We start from the raw sequence: 18,646 nt of genomic DNA on the forward strand, positions 1-18,646 counted from the left end.
CTGAGCGACCTCAGTCGGCGATTTAACTCGGGTGTGGGCGTGTCGTGGAATCCGTCGTCGAACTGCTGCTCGGCGGGGTGCTGCTCGGCGGGGTGCTGCCGGGCGGTGTCGACGTGGTCGGCGGCGTGGTGGTCGGTGGCGTCGTGGTCGGTGGCTTCGTGCCCGGCGGAGCGGTCGTCGTAGGACTGCTCGACGGCGGGACCGGTTGCGACAGGTTCGGCGGCCAAGGCCACCAGCAGTGTGGCGGGGCCCACGGCGGCCGGTCGCCCCAGCCGTGCTCGTCCCACGGCGGCCGGTCGCTCCAACCCGGCGGGGTCCACGGCGGGCGGTAGCCCCAGCCCGGCGGCCACCACGGGCACTCCGGCAGCGTGTTCGTGGGCGGGGTCGGCGCGGGAGGTTCCGGCGCCGGCGGTGCGGGCGGCACCCACGGGTACCAGAGCCGCACGGACACCGGATCACTGTCGCGGGCCGAACCCAAGGTCCCGGACACCGGGATTGTCACGTAGCGGATGATCCAACCGGCGTCCGGCTCGGCCCCGGCCTGCGTTGGCTCTGCCGGGTCGGCCTCGACGAGACCGGTCCCGATCGGTTCCGGCCATGGGAAGCCGGGCAGGGCGCTGACCCAAATTTCGCTGTGGAAGGACTTGCCCGGGGCCAGCTCGGCGGCGCACCGGATCCGGCGCTGGTCCACGGGCTCGGCGGCGCACTTCGGCGACATCCCGGCCGCTTGGACGCCCTCGGGCAGCTGGGCCACGGCTACGGCGCGCCCGGTACTGGTCCCGGTGTTGCGCACGTCGATCGTGATCCGGCTGCACAGCCACGGCGCGTGGTCCAAGCTGCCGGTGCCGCACAGATGCAGCGTTCCCGGGTTCCAGGCGGAAGTCCGGACGTCCACGCCGTCCACCGGTGCCGGCAGGCGGACCACGACCGGAACCGTCGGCAGGTGCAGCTGGATCTCGGTGCCGGCGTTGATGCGCGCCGTGATATCGCCGCTGGTAGCGGACTCGTCGGCCTGCACGCGGTAGTCGAAGACGAACGTCTCGCCGGGCCGTAGGCCGCGATCGGTGGTGCAGGCGATCGAGCCGGTCTGATTCGTGCAGCTCACCGACGGCGCGTCCGGGGCTTGGGCGCGGACCGGGGCAGACGATGCGACCCAGCTCTGCGGGGTGGTCGAGGCAGGCCCGGACCGCACGGCGGTCGGCAGCTGCGCGGACACGCCCGGCGGCAGGTTCAGCGTCGAGATGACCGGCTCGGACGGCCCGGAGCCGCTGTTGCTCACCGTGATCGGCAACGCCGCCGGGGCTCCCCCGGCGACCAGCTGGATCGGCTCGCCCGGCCCCGAGGCGTTCAGGCTCGGCGTCGCCGGCGGCGGCGCGGGCTGCGGAGCCGGTTGCTGCGGCGGGGGCTGCGGAGCCGGGGGCCGCGGAGCCGGAGGTGGCGGCTGGACCGCGGGTGGCGGAGTCGACGCGACGGGCACGGGCTGTTCCGTGCCGGAGGTCAAGGCGATGGCGATGGCCGCGGCGAGCACTGCGGTCGCCGCTCCGGCAGTGAGCGCTTGGCGGGGTGCACTGCTCGCCGCGCCCGCAACACCGGAGGCGCTACCTGCGGCGACCGCCGCACCGGCGGCCGTTCCGCCAGAGGAGGCGAGCGCGAGGTAACCGGTGACCGAGCCACCGAGCACCAGCGGCGCGATGATGACCCGCAGCGCACCGTTGACGTCAGCGAGTTCGGCGGCCAGCGCGCGGCAGCGGTAGCAGCCGTCGAGGTGCGCTTCGACCTGGGTCGTTTCCCGCTTGGACAGCCCGCCTCGGGTCCAAGCGCCGAGCCGGTCGACGGCGGCCCGGCACTGCTCGACGCCGGACTCGGCGTCGTCCAGGTGCCCGAGGTGAACCTGTAGGTAGGCCTGGCGGAGTCCCTCGCGGGCCCGGTAGGCGAGTGCGGAAACCCCGTTGGGGGTCAGGCCGAACAGCTGCGCCACCTGGGCCGGGGTCTGGCCCTCGACCTCGACGTGCCACAGCACGGTCTGCCAGCGCTCCGGCAGCCGCGCGAACGCCTGCGCGGCGAGTGTGCGCTCCAGGCCGGCGACCGCGGTGTCGGTGAAGGGCACGCTGACGTCGGCGCCGGAAACCTCCGCGACGTCGTCGGCGAGCTGCACCTTGCGCTCCCGGCGGGTCCGGTCGTAGGCGGTGTGCCGCAGGGCCGTGAGCAGGTAGGCGCGGAACGCGGTGTTCGGCCCGCGACCGTCCCGCAGCGTGTCGAGCACCTTCGCGAAGGCCTCGGACACCAGGTCATCGGCTTCCGCCGGGGACTTCGCGACCTGCCGAGCCATGTTGTACGCCGCTGCGACGTGTCGCTCGTACAGCTGCGCGTAAGCCGCGGACGAGCCGTTGCGGACCTCTTCGAGCAGTTCACCGTCGCTGGGGCCCTGCACTTCCGCCGGGACTGTCGCCACGCCGCACCTACCTCCCCGCAGGGCGCTCGCCGTTTTCCGTGTGTTCTAGGGATCATCTGCGCCAGATGACATGACGCGAAAAAGCTGAAGAATATTGTGATCTGGATCTTATTGCTCGCGCCATCAACTCCACCGTCATGGGCGACCCGCTGCTTCGTCCCATCGACGGGTTGTTGAGAAGGAGGAGCGTTGAGCATGAGGGAGTGGCCGCTGTGGTGTGACGAAATGACTGACAAGGGGCGGCGCAGGGCGCTTCGGTCGCGCTGGCGCACCGCGAGCCTAGCCGCGGGGTGGCCGTTTCCGAGCGACTGGGCGTCGGATGCGGTCGACGCGGTGTGTTCGGCGGTCGTCGCGGAAGAAGATCTCGCGGATCCGCTGGCCGATCTCGGCGCGTCCCGAGCGGAAGCCGGTGTCGGCCTCGCCGGGACGTTGCAGGACCTCGCCGCGTTGCACGCGGTGTCGGAAGGCGAGCACGACGGGCTGGTGTCCGCCGACCCGGATGCGGTGCCGGCGGCGATGGTTCGCGCCACCGCGCTGGGCTGGTCGGACGTGGTGGCCCGGATGTCGGTCGGCCGCGAGGTGGAGGACCCGCTCACCGGCCTGACCACGGCCAGCTACCTGCGCACCCGGCTGCACGAGGTCTACCGGGCGGCCCGCGTGGAGGGGCGGGGCGCCGGTGATGGGCACGTGTTGGTGACTGTGTCGCTCGCCGTCAACGCCGACGACTACCCGCGGATGATGGCGATGGTGCTGATCGCCGACGCACTGCGGATCGTGTTCGACGGCGGGGAGACGACGTCGCTGCTGCGGTCCGCGACGGCGGTGGTGCTCGCGTCGCGCGACCGGCTGCTACCGGCCCGCTGTCTCCAGGCGCGCTGGACCATCCAGCACCGCCTGGCGGCGGACCCGGCACTGCACGGTTGCGGGCCGTTGCTCCTGCGGGAGGAGCTCCTGCCGGACGACCACGACCAGGCCTGCGAGCTGCTGGCGTCCCTGTGACGGCAGTTTCAATTGAAACGGCGCAAGTCCCCAGTCGTCCGGGGCCGTCGGCACATCCTCCAGTTTCAATTGAAACTGGAGGACCGATTCCCGCGGACCTCGGCGCTGTGAGGTGGGTCGCGTCGGGGCGGTCCCCGCGCGGGTGCGGGGCGTGCGCGCCTTAGGCTTGCGGGGTGGACCACCGCACCGGAACCCCAGTTGTCGGCATGATCGGTGGTGGCCAGCTCGCGAGGATGACCCACCAGGCTGCGATCCCGTTGGGGCAGTCGCTGAAGGTGTTGGCCACCTCGGCGGACGACGCCGCCGCGCTCGTCGTGCCGAACGTGGAGATCGGGCACCACGCGGACCTCGACGCGCTGAAGAACTTCGCGCAGGGGTGTGATGTGGTCACCTTCGACCACGAGCACGTGCCCGGCGAACACCTCCGCGTGCTGGCTGCGGCGGGGGTTTCCGTGCAGCCGGGCCCGGATGCGCTGCTGCACGCGCAGGACAAGCTTGTGATGCGCCGCAAGCTGGCCGAACTCGGTCTCCCGGTGCCGCCGTTCGCGGAGGTCACCGAGGTCGCCGACGTGCTGGAGTTCGGCGCCGAGCACGGCTGGCCGTGCGTGCTGAAGACCGCCCGCGGCGGCTACGACGGCCGTGGCGTGTGGGTGCTCGACACCCCGGACGGCGCCAAGCGCACCGTCACCGAGCTGTTGGGAAGCGGCGCGCAGCTGCTCGTCGAGCAGCGGGTGCCGCTGCGCCGCGAGCTCGCCGCGCTGGTCGCGCGCTCGCCGTTCGGGCAGGGCGCGGCGTGGCCGCTGGTGGAGACGGTGCAGGAGGACGGCATCTGCGTGCAGGTGCTCACGCCAGCCCCGAACGCCTCGGCGGAACTCGTCGAGCAGGCCCAGGGCCTAGCGCTGAAGATCGCCGAATCGCTCGATGTCACCGGCGTCCTCGCGGTCGAGCTGTTCGAGACCGACGACGGCCTGGTGATCAACGAGCTGGCGATGCGCCCGCACAACTCCGGGCACTGGACCATCGAAGGCTCCCGGACCTCGCAGTTCGAGCAGCACCTGCGCGCGGTGCTGGACTACCCGCTGGGCAGCACCGAGCAGACCGCGCCGGCGGTGGTGATGGCCAACCTGCTGGGTTCGCCGATCGAGCTGAAGATGGGCGTGGACGAGCGGCTGCACCACTTGTTCGCCCGCTACCCGCACGCGAAGGTCCACCTGTACGGCAAGAGCGAGCGCCCGGGGCGCAAGCTCGGCCACGTGACCGTACTCGGGGACCGGATGGACGAGGTGCGGGAGCAGGCGCGGCTGGCCGCGCACTGGCTGTCGCACGCCGAATGGCTCGACGGCCACCAGATCCACTGACGCAACACGACGCAGCGAAGCGAGAGGTCCGAGCGTGACAGGCGAGAACCCCCTGGTCGGCGTGATCATGGGCAGCGACTCCGACTGGCCGGTGATGCAGGCCGCCGCGGACGCGCTCACCGAGTTCGACGTGCCGTTCGAGGCGGGCGTCTACTCCGCGCACCGCACGCCGCAGCGGATGCTCGACTACGCGCGCGCCGCCGCCGACCGCGGCATCCGGGTGATCATCGCCGGAGCCGGTGGTGCCGCGCACCTGCCGGGCATGGTCGCCTCGGCCACCGTGCTGCCGGTGATCGGCGTGCCGGTGCCGCTGAAATACCTGGACGGGATGGATTCGCTGCTGTCGATCGTGCAGATGCCCGCCGGGGTGCCGGTGGCGACGGTGTCGGTGGGCGGGGCCCGAAACGCGGGTCTGCTCGCGGTCCGGACGCTGGCGGCGGACTCCGGAGAGCTGGGTGCCCGCCTGCGCGCGGACATGTCCAAGTTCCAGTCCGACCTGGAAGAGATGGTCCTCGGCAAGCACACCGCCCTCCAGGAGAAGGCCACCCAGCGCTGACCCCACCCGGGTCCGCCGCAATTTCCATTGAAATCGGACCTTCGATTTCAATGGAAATTGCGGAACGATGGTCGGTGTCCGCAGCCGCGATGCTCGAAGCCCCGCGGTACGGGGCCTGTCGCAAGCGGCGAAGCCGTCTTAGCCCACCCTGGCAACTTGCACCGCCGCTGAGGCTGCGCTACCCGCACCGCTACGCAAGAAGGGACTGGAATATGCCCATTGAAATTGCACGGAAATAGGGCTCAGCCGAGTTGGTTGACCATCACTGCTTCTTGGGCGTTGCCGATCGGGCCTCGCTCGTCGTAGAGGCGCGCGCTGGCCACGCCGATGCCGGTGGGTTGTACGTCCCGCTGGATCTCCATGCCGAGCCATTCGCCTTCGAACGGCCGGTGCAGGTAGAGCGTGATGTCGGTGTTGATCCACGGCCCGAAGATCGGTCCGATCGGGCTGGCCGCGCTGATGCAGTCGACGAGCACCGCGACGTGACCGAGCGGGCTCAGCGGCTCGCCGGGCAGCAGCGGTAGCGGCATCCGCATCCACGCGCGGCTGGTGCCGGTCGCCGTCTGGTCGGCGATCCACCGGACCTGCACCACGTCGTGAACGCCCCAGCGCAGCCCGAGTTCGGGCGGCAGCAGGTGACCGTCGGAGATCCCGTCCGGGCCGGGAAAAAGCGCCTTCGCGCCGGGTTTTGGTCCGTCCACATCGGAGTGCCGGAGCAGTTGCGCGACGGCGTGCGCGACCACGTTGTCGTCGGCGGTGAGGGTCGCCTCGACGACGTGGAGCCGCTTTTCTGTCCGAAGTGGATGGACGGAGGCGGCCAGTGGGGTGCGTGGCACCGGTCGCATCAGGTCGACGGTGAGCCGGGCGACGAACATGTCGGGGTCGTCGGTGGATCGTTCGACGGCGCGGGCCAGCAGTCCGGCGACCGGGCCGCCGCCGGTCAGCTCGCCTTACGGGTTGCCGGCCGCTTCGCTCGGCACGAACAGCTCGCCATCGGCGTGGAAGAGGGCCTGGTTGTCACGCATTCCCCGATGTTACCCGTCAGTATCCATGGTGGTACTGCTCGTTTGCCACTTTTGTGGCGACTTGTCGCGGGCCTCGTTCCGGATCGCGGGAGAGCTGTGAAGATCTTCTCAGCGGGGGACAGTACTTGAAGCTTCATGCAATGCTTGGTGGCGTCGCCAGACATCGACCCCGAAAGGTTCTTCCCATGCAGCACAGTCTTCGTGACGTGACGGCCCTGGTCGCGCGCCTCGTCGTGGGCGCGACATTCCTCGCGCACGCCTACCAGAAGTTCGTGCTCTACGGAATCGACAAGGTCGTTGCTTCGTTCGGCAAGATGGGCCTGCCCCCGGTGGCGGCGTGGTTCACCGCGCTGGTCGAGCTGCTCGGCGGCCTGGGGTTGATCCTGGGCGTGCTGATGCCGGTCGCCGGCGTTCTGCTCGCGGCGGTCATGGTGGGCGCGATCTTCACCGCGCACCTCAGCGCCGGCTTCTTCTCGGCGGACGGCGGCTTCGAGTACGTGCTGGTGCTCGCGGCGGCCAGCCTGGCGCTCGGTTTCAGCGGTCCGCGCTTCACGCTCGCCACGCTGTTCAATGGCAAGTCGGCGACGCCCAGTGAGAAGGCTGCGGCCTGATCGAGTGAAGTGTGAAGGGCGCCTCCTGCCAACATGATTGGCAGGAGGCGCCCTTCACCTTGAGGAAGCGGCGGAACCGCTCTTGCGCCTCTGCGGGTTCTCAGGCGTCGTCAGGCGAGGGCAGTCCCGAAGGGCATGCGTGAACCGGGGATCCCGCAGCCCATGCGGCGTCCGGGGTTCCGCTACCCGCACCGCCACGCAGAACGAGCTCGGGGGAGTCCCTAGTTCAGCTCGACGGTGATGCGCTCGTCGGAGCGGCGTTGGTCCAGCTTCTGCGGGTCCGGGTTGGTGCAGTGCACCAGCGAGGCCTGCGCGGCCAGCACCGCGAGGAAGCCGTCCACCACCCCGCCCGGCAGCCACCATTCCAATGTGGACATAGCCCTGTCGTCGCGGCCGATGTGCAGGGATTCGGCGCGCTGCTGCGTCTCGGCGACAAGTTCGTCGACCGACAGCTCCAGCAGCGCCGGGGTATCACCGCCGACCGGCGAGAGCGGGCTGAAGTCGTCGCCGTGCACGCGGATGTCCGACGCGTAATCGGCGACGCCACCGGGCAGGTCGCGCACCGGAGCTCCGAGCGCGTCCAGGCCCACGGCGGCGATCGTGCGTGCGCCCTTGCCGCGGTCCAGGTCGGCCGCCGGGACGAACGCCACCTCGGCGCCCTGCGGGTCGTCCGTGATGTGCGCCCCGCACCACCAAGCCCCCAGCAACACCCCGACGGTCTGCCAATGCGCCGGCAGCGCCACCAGGACCGGCGCGCCCGGCTCCAGGTCGAGCTCGTCGACCAGCCAGTTCGCCGTCTTCGCCGCCCAGTTCGCGGTGGTCGCGCGGGACAGCTCGATGCGCGCACCGGTGGCGTCGTCGTAGTGCGTGATCAGCGGTTTCGGCGCCCCGCTGGCCAGCAGCGGACCGAGCAGTGCCTGGGTAACGCTCATGGTGCGAGCGTAACGGTCACGGCCCGAGGTTGAAGTCGCGGAGCTGTCCAGCGGCCGGAGATCCCGAGCTTCGGGAGCACCTTGTGCAGGTGGTAACCGACGGTTCGGTGGCTGATGAACAACCGGGCGGCGATCTCGCGGTTGCTCAGCCCCCGGGCGGCGAGCGCGGCTACTTCGCGTTCCTGTGCGGTCCGCGCCGCTGCGCCGTCGCGGGGCGCCGATCCGCCGCAGGCGGCTCAGCTCGCCGCGGGCCCGCTCCGCCCATTCCCGTGCCCCAGGCTGTCGAACAGGTCGATGCTGATGCTCAGCTCGGCGCGGGCTTCCGCAGGCCGCCGGTCGCGGCGCAGCCACTGGCCGTGTAGGAGGCAGCCGCGCGCCGCTCGAAGGGGTAGCCCACGATGTCCGATGTGGACAGTTGGTAGCGACCAGTCCCGGCGTTCGAGTACCGTGAGCGCTTTTGGGCGCCACAGCACCCGAAACCACTCACGTACCTCGACCAGCGGCGTCGCCGACCAGGTACCGGGGGCGGCGATTTCGCGCGAAAGCGGCGTCATCCTGGATGGCGGGCGGGTGCGGGCACGTCAACGACGTGGTCGAGGCCGTAGCCGCGGTGCTAGTTGACGCAGGGGATTCCGCCGTCGGAGGTGATCGGCTGCTGGGTGCGCGCCGTGCCGTCCAGGCGCAGCCGCGGCGTCGCGGCCAGCCGCGGCGGTCCCGGGGTGATCAGCTTGCCGAAGAAGGCCTGCGCCGCCGCCGGCTCGACGCTGACGATGTACTGCCCGCGGTCGTCGCGGGCGCCGTTGTCGATTACCGGCATCGTCACGAACGTGACTCGCCCCGCGGCCAGTTCCTGCATCTGCTGCACGAAGCCCAGCGGGTCCCAGCCGTCGTCGAGTACCACCGCGCGGCGGGTGGCCTGTACCAGGTCGTTGATCATCCCCGGGTCGGTGAGCGTGCCGGTGGACAGCACCTTGTTGGCCAGCCCGGCCATGAACACCTGCTGGCGCACGATCCGGTCCAGGTCGCCGCGCGGCAGGCCGTGCCGCTGCCGCACGAACGCCAGCGCGTCGCCGCCGGAGATGGTGTGCCGACCCGCGGTGAAGTCCGCGCCGGAATCCTTGTCGCTGGTGGCCTGCTGCAGGCAGATGTCGACCCCGCCGACGGCCTCGGTGAGCTCGAAGAACCCGAGCAGGTTGATCTCCGCGTAGTGGTCGATGCGCAGCCCGGTGAGGTTCTGCACGGTCTGCACCAGCGCGCGCTGCCCGGCCAGCCGCGCGTTGTGCTCGACCTCCGCCTCCGGCACGCCGTCGGCCCGCAGCTTCGCCGCCGTGGCTCCTTTCGTCAGCCCGTAGACGGCGTTGATCTTCTCCGGGCGGCTGCCCGGCACGTTGGTGTAGGTGTCGCGCGGAATCGACACGGCGGTCGGCTGCGTGGTGTTATGCGGGATCCGGATCACCACGAGGCTGTCCGTGTTCAGGCCCCCGGCCGCCTCGGTGCGCAGCTGCTTCAGCACGCTCTCCGGCAGCGGGTTGCCCTGCGCGTCGGTGCGGCTGTCGCTGCCGACCAGCAGAACGTCCGTCGCGCCGTCGTCGGCGGGTGGCGTCTGCGGCATGTCGGCGAGGACCTTCGCCGAGCTGACGTCGCTGAGCCGGTCCACCACGATCCAGCCGATGGCGGTGAGGGCGAGCACAACGGCCGAGATCAGCGCGAGCGCGCTGCGCCCGGCGATGCGGATCCCGGACCGGCGCGGATGGCTTGATGCCGCAGCTTCCGGTTCCTGTTCCGGTTCGCCCACTTCGTTCTCCCCCAACCGTTTGTCCTGCCGACGAGCTAGGTTAGCCGCCCGGGAAACCCCCTGGCGGCAGCACGGCGGTTAACCGTGGCTGAAACCTCGCGGGGAAGACGCGCTCACATCGCCCGCGTGACGCCGGTCATCGCACGCAGGGCACGCCGTCCGCGGTGATAACCGGCTCCTCGTCGGGTGCCGTCTGAGCCGGCAGCGGCGCGGCCTGGCGCAGCCCGTCGAGCCGAACGGTCTGGGCACCGGCGAAGTTCTGCGTGCCCGGGCCCTTGTAGTCCTTGCCCAGGTAGACCTGCACGCTGCCGGCTTTGACGCTGGAGCGTGCTTCCGTGGGCACCCCGCCGAGAGCGTCCGAGACCTGCTTCGCGGCCGCCTCTTCACCGGCTGCGTAGTAGATGACCGAGCGGTCCATGGTCTCGGCGTTGGAGCTGCCACCGGCCTTGAAGCCCTGCCCGGAGATCTCGTCGAGCACCCGCGCGGCCAGGCCGCTGACGCCGGAGGAGTTGAAGACGCTGACCGAGATGTCCGCCCGGGCCTGCACCGCGATCTGCTTCTGCTGCCGTTCCTGCGGCGACAGCAGGAGATCCGCGGCGAACTGCTTGACCTCCGGGATGTTGATCGTGACGTCCTCCGCCCCAGAGGAGCCGACCAGGTGCACCGGGGCGGTGAAGAACTGCACGTCGCCGCTCGCGATGCCCTGCATCTGCTGGGCGAATCCCAGCACATCGCTGGCCAGCCCGGGGTCCAGGATCACCGACTTCTGGATGGCGTTGACCAGTTCGGTCAGCTTGGCCGGGTTGGTCAGCGTCCCGGTGGACATGACCTTGCGGACGAGCGCAGACATGAAGACCTGCTGGCGCTTGCCGCGATCCAGTTCGTTGATCAGGCCGTGCCGCTGGCGGACGAAGGCCAGCGCGTCGGCGCCCTGGATGGTCTGCTGGCCCTTGCGGAAGTTCGCACCGGACATGGAGTCCTTGGTGTCGTCCTTCAGGCAGACCTCGACACCGCCGATGGCGTTGGTCACGTCGTAGAAGCCGAGCAGGTTGACCTCGGCGTAGTGGTCGATGCTGACGCCGGTGATGTTCTCGATGGTGTGCAGCAGCAACTGCTTCCCGGCCAGCCTCGACTTCTCGTCGAGTTCCGTCTGGTCGGTGATGCCCTGCTTCTTCAGCTTCGCCACTTCGGCCTGCTTGCCGCGATTCATCGTCTCGGTGAGCTTGGTCTTGCCCTCCCCGAGACCGATGTCGACCAGCGTGTCGCGGGGGAAGGAGATCGCGCTGGCGCTCTGCCCGCCGTTGGGGATGCGGACCAGGATCATCGCGTCGGTGAGGTCGCCGCCGTCGAAGCTGGTGCGCAGTTCCCCCAGGACGTTCTCGGGCAGCGGGTTCCCGTAGGCGTCGGTGCGGCTGTCGTTGCCGATCAGCAGGATGTCGGTGGCGCCGTCCGGGGCGCTGAGGCCCTCGCCGATGACGTCGGCGGTGGAGGTGTTGCCGCCGCCGGGCCGGAACATCGCCCAGCCGAACCCGGTGGCGCTCAGCACCAGCATGGACAGCAGCGCGAACAGCGTCCGGCCGAAGGTGCGCGCGCCCCGGTGGTTGCGTCGCCGTTGCCAGACATCGCCTTCCGGGAGAACCTGCGTATTTCCCGAACGAGTGGAAGAACGGCGACGAGCGTCACTCTGGGCGGACCTGCGGCCGGGGCCGCCGGGAGGTGGGGCGGCTCCGCCGCGACGACTGCTCGGCGGGGTGACGCCGACCCCGGGCCGGCCCTGGGCGCCGGGTCCGCGGGGCGGAACGGGTCTGCCGGGCTGATCTTGCGGGCCGCCTGGCCACCTCGGCCGGTCCTCCACGAATCCTCCTTGACCTGCCGGCGGGCGTTACACGTTCGGGAAGTGATTTTGCTCGTGTTCCGGATGCAGGCTAGCGGTGTTCCCGGGGCGGTTGGGCAGGTCCCAGTAACAGTGGTGATATCACTCATAAGGGTGAAGTGACTTTGTCACGTTGCGTAACGCGGGAGCCTGCTTCGTAGCTCGGTGTGTCATGCCAGACTGCGCACGCGGACCTGCAGCGGGCCGCGAAATCCCGGCGAGGAAGGGCACGATGCGGATTCTGGTCACCGGCGGAGCCGGCTTCATCGGCTCGCACTACGTTCGGCAGCTGCTCGGTGGTGCGTACCCCGCGTTCGCCGACGCCGACGTGGTCGTGCTCGACAAGCTCACCTACGCCGGCAACGAGGCGAACCTGGCGCCGGTCGCGGACAACCCCCGGCTGAAGTTCGTCCGCGGCGACATCTGTGACCGCGAACTGGTCGGCGGCCTGATGTCCGGCGCGGACGTGGTGGTGCACTTCGCCGCCGAAACCCACGTCGACCGCTCGATCACCGGCTCGGACGCCTTCGTGACCACCAACGTCGTCGGCACCAACGTGCTGCTGCAGGCCGCACTCGACGCCGGGGTCGGCAAGTTCGTGCACGTTTCGACCGACGAGGTCTACGGCTCCATCGAGGACGGCTCGTGGCCCGAGGACCACGCGCTGGAGCCGAATTCCCCGTACTCGGCGGCGAAAGCGGGCTCAGACCTGCTGGCCCGCGCCTACCACCGCACCCACGGCCTGCCGGTGTGCATCACCCGCTGCTCCAACAACTACGGGCCTTACCAGTTCCCGGAGAAGGTGCTGCCGCTGTTCATCACGAACCTGGTGGACGGCATCCAGGTGCCGCTCTACGGCGACGGGCTCAACGTGCGGGACTGGCTGCACGTAAGTGACCACTGCCGGGGCATCCAGCTGGTGGCCGAGTCCGGGCGCGCGGGCGATATCTACAACATCGGTGGCGGCACCGAGCTGACCAACAAGGAGCTGACCGAGCGGCTGCTGGCGGAGCTCGACCTGGACTGGTCGGTGGTCCGCCCGGTCACCGACCGCAAGGGCCACGACCGCCGCTACTCGGTGGACCACCGCAAGATCGTCGAGCAACTGGGGTACGCGCCGCAGGTCGACTTCGAGACCGGGCTGCGCGAGACGATCCGCTGGTACCAGGACAACCGCGACTGGTGGGAGCCGCTGAAGACCCGATCGGCGGTGGCGCGATGAGCCGCCTCGCCGTGCTGGTGCCCGGCGGCCGAGGTCAGCTGGGCTCGGAGCTGGCCCGGATCCTCGCCGCGCGGGCGGGGACGCTGGTGCACCGGCCGGGTTCCCGGGAACTGGACGTCACCGACGCCGAGGAGGTCGCCGACGCGGTGGGATCCTTCGCGGAGACGGCGAAGGACGCCGAGTTGCGACCGGTGGTGATCAACGCGGCGGCGTACACGGCGGTGGACGCGGCCGAGTCCGACCTGGACCGCGCGGCCCGGATCAACGCCGGAGGCGCGGCCTCGCTGGCGAAAGCGTGCCGCAGCAGCGGTCTGCCCCTGGTGCACGTGTCGACGGATTACGTGTTCCCCGGTGATGGGGCCCGGCCGTACGAGCCGACGGACCCGACCGGACCCCGATCGGTTTACGGGCGCACCAAGCTCGAAGGCGAACGGGCGGTGCTGGAGTCCGGCGCGCGGGCCTGGGTGGTGCGCACGGCGTGGGTGTACGGCGCGAGCGGCAAGAACTTCCTGAAAACGATGATCCGGCTCTCCGGGGAGCGCGACACGCTGTCCGTTGTGGACGATCAAATCGGCTCGCCGACGTGGGCGGCGGACCTGGCGAGCGGCCTGCTGGAACTAGCCGAACGGGTCGCCGAACGACGCGGACCGGAGCAGAAGGTGCTGCACTGCACCAATTCCGGCCAGGTGACCTGGTACGAGTTCGCGCGGGCGATCTTCGCGGAACTCGGACTGGACGAGAACCGCGTCCACCCGTGCACGACGGCGGACTTCCCCCTCCCGGCGCACCGCCCGGCCTACTCGGTCCTGTCCGACGCGGCCTGGCGAGAGGCAGGCCTGACCCCGATGCGCACCTGGCGGGAAGCCCTGGCGGCGGCCTTCGAGAAAGACGGCGAAACCCTCCGACCCCGCTGACCGGTCACCCGAAGGGCGCGAGTCGCCCCTGCAGGGCCGCTTCGACGCGATATCGGCTGGTGCGGCCTGGCGCGGTGTGCACAAGGAGCATTGCCTGATCCCGCGGGGAGACGGAAGGAAGGTCAGGCGACCCGGGGGCATGACTGGGAGCCTGGCCTGACGCTTGTCTGGGGCGTTCAGCCTGCGGCGAGTCGGTATGCGTTCAGGGTTGCTTCGGCGCAGGTCCGCCAGGTGAAAGTTTTTGCTTGGGCACGGCCCTTTTCCGCGTTTGAGGGACTGGTCAGGGCTTGGTGCAGGGCTTCGTTGAGCGCCGTCGGGTCGCCGTAGGGGAAGCGGATCGCTTGGCCCGCCGTGACTTCGCGGAGAGCTGGGATGTCCGAGCACACCACCGGCGTGCCGCAGGCGAGTGCTTCCAGGGCCGGCAGGCCGAATCCCTCGTCGCGGGAGGGGAGGACGAGGGCGCTGGCTCCGGCGACCAGGCGGCGCAGGTGGTCTTCCGGGAGGTAGCCGGTGCGGATGACCCCGTTGTGGGTTCCCGCTTCGCCGGGGCCGGCGATTACCAGTGGCGGTAGGCCGGACCCCTTGACTTCCAAGGCTTCCAGCAGCCCCGGGAGTCCCTTGCGGGGGCCCTCGGCGCCGACGAACAGCAGGTAATCCGACGGAAGTCCATAGTGGACCAGGAGGTCGGAGCCCATTGGTGTTGCGGAGAACCACTCCGGATCGACGCCGAGCGGAGTTACCGCGACCTTGCCCCGCGGAACGTCGAGGCGGGAGCTGACGGCATCGGCGACCGCAGCCGTCGGCGTGCACACCACCCGCGCCCGCCGGGCGGAACTCCGCACGAGCTCGGGCAAGTCGGGCCCGGACAGCGACGGGTCGTCCAGGAACGCCAGGTCGTGCACCGTCACCACGCCGCCCGCTCGGATCGACGGTGGCAGCACGAAGTTCGTGCCGTGCACCACCTGCGCCGCCCCGGCGAGCAGCTCCACCGGCGGGAAAGTTCCCCGCTGCCAGAGCTTTCGCACGACACGCGCCGGGATCGGCGGCCCCACCGCGCGCGTTCCGGCCGGGGCCAGCGAACGCAACTCCCGCCAGCCGCGCGTGGTGAGCCCGATCAGCCGGACGTCCACAAGGGACGCGAGCTCGGCCACCAGGGACGCGGTGTAGCGCCCGATCCCGGTGCGCCGACCGAGCAGCGGGGTGCCGTCCAGTAGGACGCGCAGGTCAGCGGCCACGGAACCGCTCGCCGGCGAGCCGCCGGAGCCGACCGGTCGCCCGCTTCGCGACCTCGAAAGGACCGCCCGCGTCGAGGTATTCGCGCAGCAGTGCGATGTCGCGGCGCACCGTTTCGACCCGGTTCAGCTGCGGGCTGCGCACGAGCGGCGCGCTCGCCTTGAGCCGGTCCGCGGCCGGGCGCGGGTCGCGGCAGAACTCCGTCAGCGGCGCGAGCACCGACTCCCAGGTGAAGCGCTCGCGGACCGGGGCGATGCGGCGGCGGCACTCGGCGGCGAACTCCTCGTCGTAGAGCGCCTTCTCCAGCGCCGCGGCCAGCGCGTCCGGATCCTCGGCTGGCACCACGACCCCGATGCCCTCCTCACGCACCAGGTCGGCGAACGAGTCGCCGTCGGTGGTCACCACCGGCAGCCCGGACCACAGGTAGTCCAGCACGCGGGTACGGAATGCGAACGTCGTCTCAACGTGCTCGAAGTGAGTGGTGACGCCGCAGTCCGCATCGAGCAGGTAGTTCTGCCGCTCGCCGTAGGGAACCCAGGTCTCGTTGAAGAACACGAACTTGTCGGTCAGCCCGAGCCGCCGGGCCAGGCCGCGGGTCTGCTCGGCCATGCCCATCTCCGGCACGTCCGGGTTCGGGTGCTTCATGCCGAGGAAGAACAACCGGACGTCGTCGTGCTGCTGGGAAAGCCGGTGCACCGCGTGCAGCAGCGTCAGCGGGTCGAACCAGCTGTAGACGCCGCCGGCCCACAGCACCACCTTGTCCTCGGCCGCGATGCCGGACCGGTTGCCCTTGATCGCCGGGCCGGTGCGGCGCGGCGCCACCGACGGCAGGCCGAACGGCACGACCGAGAGCAGCGAGCGGACCGTCGGGTCGTTGTCGTACAGGCCGGGGGTCAAGCGCCCCAGCGAGGCGAGGTGGCCCAGCCAGAAGTGCCGCTGCCGCTCCGAGGCGCAGAGGAAGAAATCGCCGCGCTGCAGTTGGGCGTTGAGCACCTTGGTGACGCCGGCCAGGTCCTTCGCGCGGCGCTCGTCGTCGGTGTCGCGACCCTGTTCCAGCAGTTCCAGGTGCATCGGGTCGTAGACGTCGCACACCACGACCTTGGTGGACCCGACGTGCTTGAGCGTCGGCACCATCTCCAGCACGTGGCCCTGCAGCACCACGACGTCCGCCCAGTCGACGTGGGCACCGAGCTCGCGCGGTTTCGCCGCGACCACTGCGAAATCCGACTCCGGCGGGCTGACCAGCGCGTTGACGCTGACCAACCGGACCTCGTGCTCGGCGGAGAGAACCTCGGCCATGTGCCACGCGCGGATCGCCGGGCCGGCCATCCGCTCGGTGACCGCGTCGCCGGTGATCACCACGACCTTCCGTGGGCGGCCGAAGACCCCGTCCAGCTCGAACGCCTCGACCAGGGCGTCGTGCGCGGCCAGGTAGCGCGGCAGCGGGTAGGCGGGCTCCATCGCCTTGCGCATCAGCGGCACCAGGTCCGCGTCGGTGCGCACGCGCGCCTGCTGCTCCTCTTCTCGGGACTGCTTCAGCGACGGCAGCATCTCGACGAATTGGTCGATGGCCAGAATCCCGGCCAGTGCCGAGCGGTCGATCGGAACCGGGCTGTCGTCCTCGTGGTCGCCGCGCCGGGTGATCTCCAGCTGCGTCGGGTCGATCTCGCCGCGCGCGGTGGCCCGCCGCACGGACAGCGCCATCGCGGCGGGCAGCGCCTTCGCCAGCGTCTCGTCGGAGACGTTCTTGTAGAGCGCCGCCAGCGCGTTGCGCTCCAGCAGGTAGTGCTCCCGCGCCGAGGACACCTCGGCCATCGACGCGTGGTGGCGGTGGAACGTCAGCGAGCGCGGCTCGTAGTGGACGCGCCAGCCGCGCAGGTTCAACCGCCAGCCGAGGTCGACGTCCTCGTAGAACATGAAGAAGCGCTCGTCGAAGCCGTCGAGGGCGGCGAACAGCTCGGCCCGCACGAACAGCGCCGAACCGGTCCCGAACAGGACGTCCCGCGCCGCGTCGTGCGAACCGTCGTCGACCTCGCCCGCGTGGCGCTTGTAGCCCATGCCGAACCAGGTCAGGCCGCCGTCGACGAAGTCGATGTGCCGACCCTCCCAGTCCAGGACCTTGCTGGCGACCGCGCCCACGGTCGGCTCCGACCGCAGCACCGCGACGGCCGCCCGAACCCAGTCGCGGTCCGGCCTGGCGTCGTTGTTGAGGAAGGCCAGCACCTGGCCGGTGGCGTTGCGCGCCGCGAGGTTGCACCCCCCGGCGAAGCCGCGGTTGGTGTCCGACTCGATCAGCCGCACCTCCGGCGCGGCGGCCCGGATCTGCTCGGCGCTGCCGTCACCGGAGGCGTTGTCGACGCAGATCACCTCCAGCCGGTCGGCCGGGTAGTCGAGATCCTCGCGGAGCGCGCGCAGGCAGGTGATGGTGTCGTCCGCGCCGCGGTAGTTGACCACGATCACCGACACCACGGGCAGGTTGCTGCGGTCGGACAATTCAGCCACGTCCTAAAGCGTGCACCATCGCCCGGCACGGCCTGCGGGGTGTCGGAGAAATCGCGACCATCCCGACACCTCGAGCCGCCGACCGACACGCCGGGGTGTGTCGGTTCGGGTGGGTGTGTTGGGTGGAGCGAACGGACTGTTGACGTCGTCTAGTGAGGCGGACAGGCCGTTCGCTGCACCCACCGACCGGTGAATGCCTGCCGGGAAGCGGCTGGATTCAAGCGCCTGCCCACATCTCCCAGACTTCGTGCCGCGGAACCCGGGCCGCCCGGCCGATCTGACGCCGGGCGCGGAGCGCCGCGGGCAGGCCCACCACGACCTCGGCCAGTACGCCGAGCCGCAAGGCGACGCGGAAGTTCGCTGCGTCGGGAACGGAACGACCCCCGATTGCGCGCCGCAACGGCAAGGCGAAGGTGATCGCCGCGAAGCGGGCGAGCTCTCGCACCGCGACCGCAGCGGGCGCGCAGCGAAGCAGCGTGAGCAGGCGGTTCCGCTCGTTCCAGCGGTGGAACAATGCCGAACCCGGCAGCGTCGTCGCGCCGTGCAGGTGCGAGGCGGCGGCGTCGAGCGCCGGGACGATCCGATGCCCGGCTAGGCGGAGCCGCCACGCAGTGTCGGTGTCCTCGTAGTAGCAAAAGAAGTGAGCCGGCACGCCGCCAGCGGAACGGAGGTGCGCGGTGCGCAGCAGCGCCGCGCCGCCGCAGAAGCCGAACACGCCGCCGGAGGCATCAGGCGCGTCAGCGCCGTGGCCGTCGGCGGTGAGGCGCACGCCGGCGGACTGCACGCGGCCGTCCGGCGTGCGGAGCACGGAGGACGCTGCGGCGGCGGAGCCGTCCGCGTCGAGCGCGCCCTCGAGCGCCGCGAGCCAGCCGGAGGCTGGCGCAGCGTCGTCGTTTAGCCACGCGACGTAAGGAGTGCGGATGCGGTCTAGCGCGGCGGCGATTCCGCCGGCGTAGCCGGTGTTGCGGCGTAGCCGCAGCACTTCCGGCGCCGACGGGTGGGCGGCGACCAGGTCTGCCGTGCCGTCGTCGGAGGCGTTGTCGACCACGAGCGTCCGATGTGGACGGTCTTGGGCCGCCAGTGCGTCCAGGCACGCCTCGATGTGGTCCCGCCCTCGCCAGGTCACCACGACCACGGTGCTGCGCACCGGTTCCGACGCCGTCACGCCCGAAGA

The 18,646-nt window shown here is 70.6% G+C and carries 16 protein-coding genes; 6 read left to right on the forward strand and 10 right to left on the reverse strand.

Annotation, left to right across the window (positions count from 1 at the left end):
- Positions 1-22: 22 nt before the first annotated feature.
- The gene (locus DL519_RS49150) at positions 23-2,452 is read right to left on the reverse strand and encodes a sigma-70 family RNA polymerase sigma factor (RefSeq protein ID WP_190821287.1); all 2,430 of its coding nucleotides are present in this window, start codon (positions 2,450-2,452) and stop codon (positions 23-25) included.
- 225 nt (positions 2,453-2,677) lie between these two features.
- On the opposite strand from DL519_RS49150, the gene DL519_RS35330 reads away from it, so the two are divergent.
- The 3 genes from DL519_RS35330 to purE all read left to right on the forward strand — a co-directional run bounded on the left by DL519_RS35330 (position 2,678) and on the right by purE (position 5,365).
- On the forward strand, positions 2,678-3,451 hold the full coding sequence (locus DL519_RS35330) for a hypothetical protein (protein ID WP_223839942.1): 774 nt from the start codon (positions 2,678-2,680) through the stop codon (positions 3,449-3,451).
- A gap of 173 nt (positions 3,452-3,624) precedes the next feature.
- Positions 3,625-4,809 carry a 5-(carboxyamino)imidazole ribonucleotide synthase gene (locus DL519_RS35335; protein ID WP_190821289.1) on the forward strand — a complete coding sequence of 395 codons (1,185 nt, stop codon included), beginning with the start codon at positions 3,625-3,627 and terminating at the stop codon, positions 4,807-4,809.
- A gap of 67 nt (positions 4,810-4,876) precedes the next feature.
- Positions 4,877-5,365, forward strand: coding sequence for a 5-(carboxyamino)imidazole ribonucleotide mutase (purE, locus tag DL519_RS35340; RefSeq protein ID WP_190824409.1), 489 nt, complete (start codon positions 4,877-4,879; stop codon positions 5,363-5,365).
- A gap of 242 nt (positions 5,366-5,607) precedes the next feature.
- Here purE and DL519_RS35345 read toward each other — a convergent pair whose 3' ends face one another.
- The gene (locus DL519_RS35345; protein ID WP_223840417.1) at positions 5,608-6,309 is read right to left on the reverse strand and encodes a thioesterase family protein; all 702 of its coding nucleotides are present in this window, start codon (positions 6,307-6,309) and stop codon (positions 5,608-5,610) included.
- A gap of 266 nt (positions 6,310-6,575) precedes the next feature.
- Between DL519_RS35345 and DL519_RS35350 the strand changes: the two genes are divergently transcribed.
- Complete coding sequence (locus DL519_RS35350; protein ID WP_190824410.1) at positions 6,576-7,001, forward strand: DoxX family protein; 426 nt, start codon at positions 6,576-6,578, stop codon at positions 6,999-7,001.
- Between the two features lie 221 nt (positions 7,002-7,222).
- On the opposite strand, the gene DL519_RS35355 is transcribed toward DL519_RS35350, so the two are convergent.
- The 5 genes from DL519_RS35355 to DL519_RS35370 form a co-directional block, all read right to left on the reverse strand.
- The gene (locus DL519_RS35355) at positions 7,223-7,933 is read right to left on the reverse strand and encodes a TIGR03089 family protein (RefSeq protein WP_190821291.1); all 711 of its coding nucleotides are present in this window, start codon (positions 7,931-7,933) and stop codon (positions 7,223-7,225) included.
- Complete coding sequence (locus DL519_RS47685; protein ID WP_223840418.1) at positions 7,930-8,082, reverse strand: helix-turn-helix domain-containing protein; 153 nt, start codon at positions 8,080-8,082, stop codon at positions 7,930-7,932. The genes DL519_RS35355 and DL519_RS47685 overlap by 4 nt, the downstream gene beginning before the upstream one ends.
- Positions 8,083-8,169: 87 nt before the next feature.
- Positions 8,170-8,487 carry a hypothetical protein gene (locus tag DL519_RS47690; protein WP_223839943.1) on the reverse strand — a complete coding sequence of 106 codons (318 nt, stop codon included), beginning with the start codon at positions 8,485-8,487 and terminating at the stop codon, positions 8,170-8,172.
- 59 nt (positions 8,488-8,546) lie between these two features.
- On the reverse strand, positions 8,547-9,728 hold the full coding sequence (locus tag DL519_RS35365; protein WP_190821293.1) for an LCP family protein: 1,182 nt from the start codon (positions 9,726-9,728) through the stop codon (positions 8,547-8,549).
- A gap of 136 nt (positions 9,729-9,864) precedes the next feature.
- Positions 9,865-11,280 carry an LCP family protein gene (locus DL519_RS35370; protein ID WP_190821295.1) on the reverse strand — a complete coding sequence of 472 codons (1,416 nt, stop codon included), beginning with the start codon at positions 11,278-11,280 and terminating at the stop codon, positions 9,865-9,867.
- Between the two features lie 553 nt (positions 11,281-11,833).
- On the opposite strand from DL519_RS35370, the gene rfbB reads away from it, so the two are divergent.
- Both rfbB and rfbD read left to right on the forward strand, forming a co-directional pair.
- Positions 11,834-12,823, forward strand: a complete 990-nt coding sequence (gene rfbB / locus DL519_RS35375) for a dTDP-glucose 4,6-dehydratase (protein ID WP_190821297.1) — start codon at positions 11,834-11,836, stop codon at positions 12,821-12,823.
- Positions 12,820-13,737 (forward strand): dTDP-4-dehydrorhamnose reductase, encoded by a 918-nt coding sequence (gene rfbD / locus DL519_RS35380; protein WP_190821298.1) that lies wholly within the window; start codon positions 12,820-12,822, stop codon positions 13,735-13,737. Before rfbB ends, rfbD begins: the two co-directional genes overlap by 4 nt.
- 176 nt (positions 13,738-13,913) lie before the next feature.
- Here rfbD and DL519_RS35385 read toward each other — a convergent pair whose 3' ends face one another.
- From DL519_RS35385 to DL519_RS35395, 3 genes are all read right to left on the reverse strand, one after another.
- Entirely contained in the window at positions 13,914-14,972 is a 1,059-nt protein-coding gene (locus DL519_RS35385) for a glycosyltransferase family 4 protein (protein WP_190821299.1), read from the reverse strand.
- Positions 14,962-17,472, reverse strand: a complete 2,511-nt coding sequence (locus DL519_RS35390) for a glycosyltransferase (protein WP_190821300.1) — start codon at positions 17,470-17,472, stop codon at positions 14,962-14,964. The genes DL519_RS35385 and DL519_RS35390 overlap by 11 nt, the downstream gene beginning before the upstream one ends.
- Before the next feature lie 217 nt (positions 17,473-17,689).
- The gene (locus DL519_RS35395; protein WP_190821301.1) at positions 17,690-18,637 is read right to left on the reverse strand and encodes a glycosyltransferase family 2 protein; all 948 of its coding nucleotides are present in this window, start codon (positions 18,635-18,637) and stop codon (positions 17,690-17,692) included.
- Between the last annotated feature and the right edge of the window lie 9 nt (positions 18,638-18,646).

The sequence above is a fragment of the Saccharopolyspora pogona genome (assembly GCF_014697215.1).
Classification (GTDB): domain Bacteria; phylum Actinomycetota; class Actinomycetes; order Mycobacteriales; family Pseudonocardiaceae; genus Saccharopolyspora; species Saccharopolyspora hattusasensis.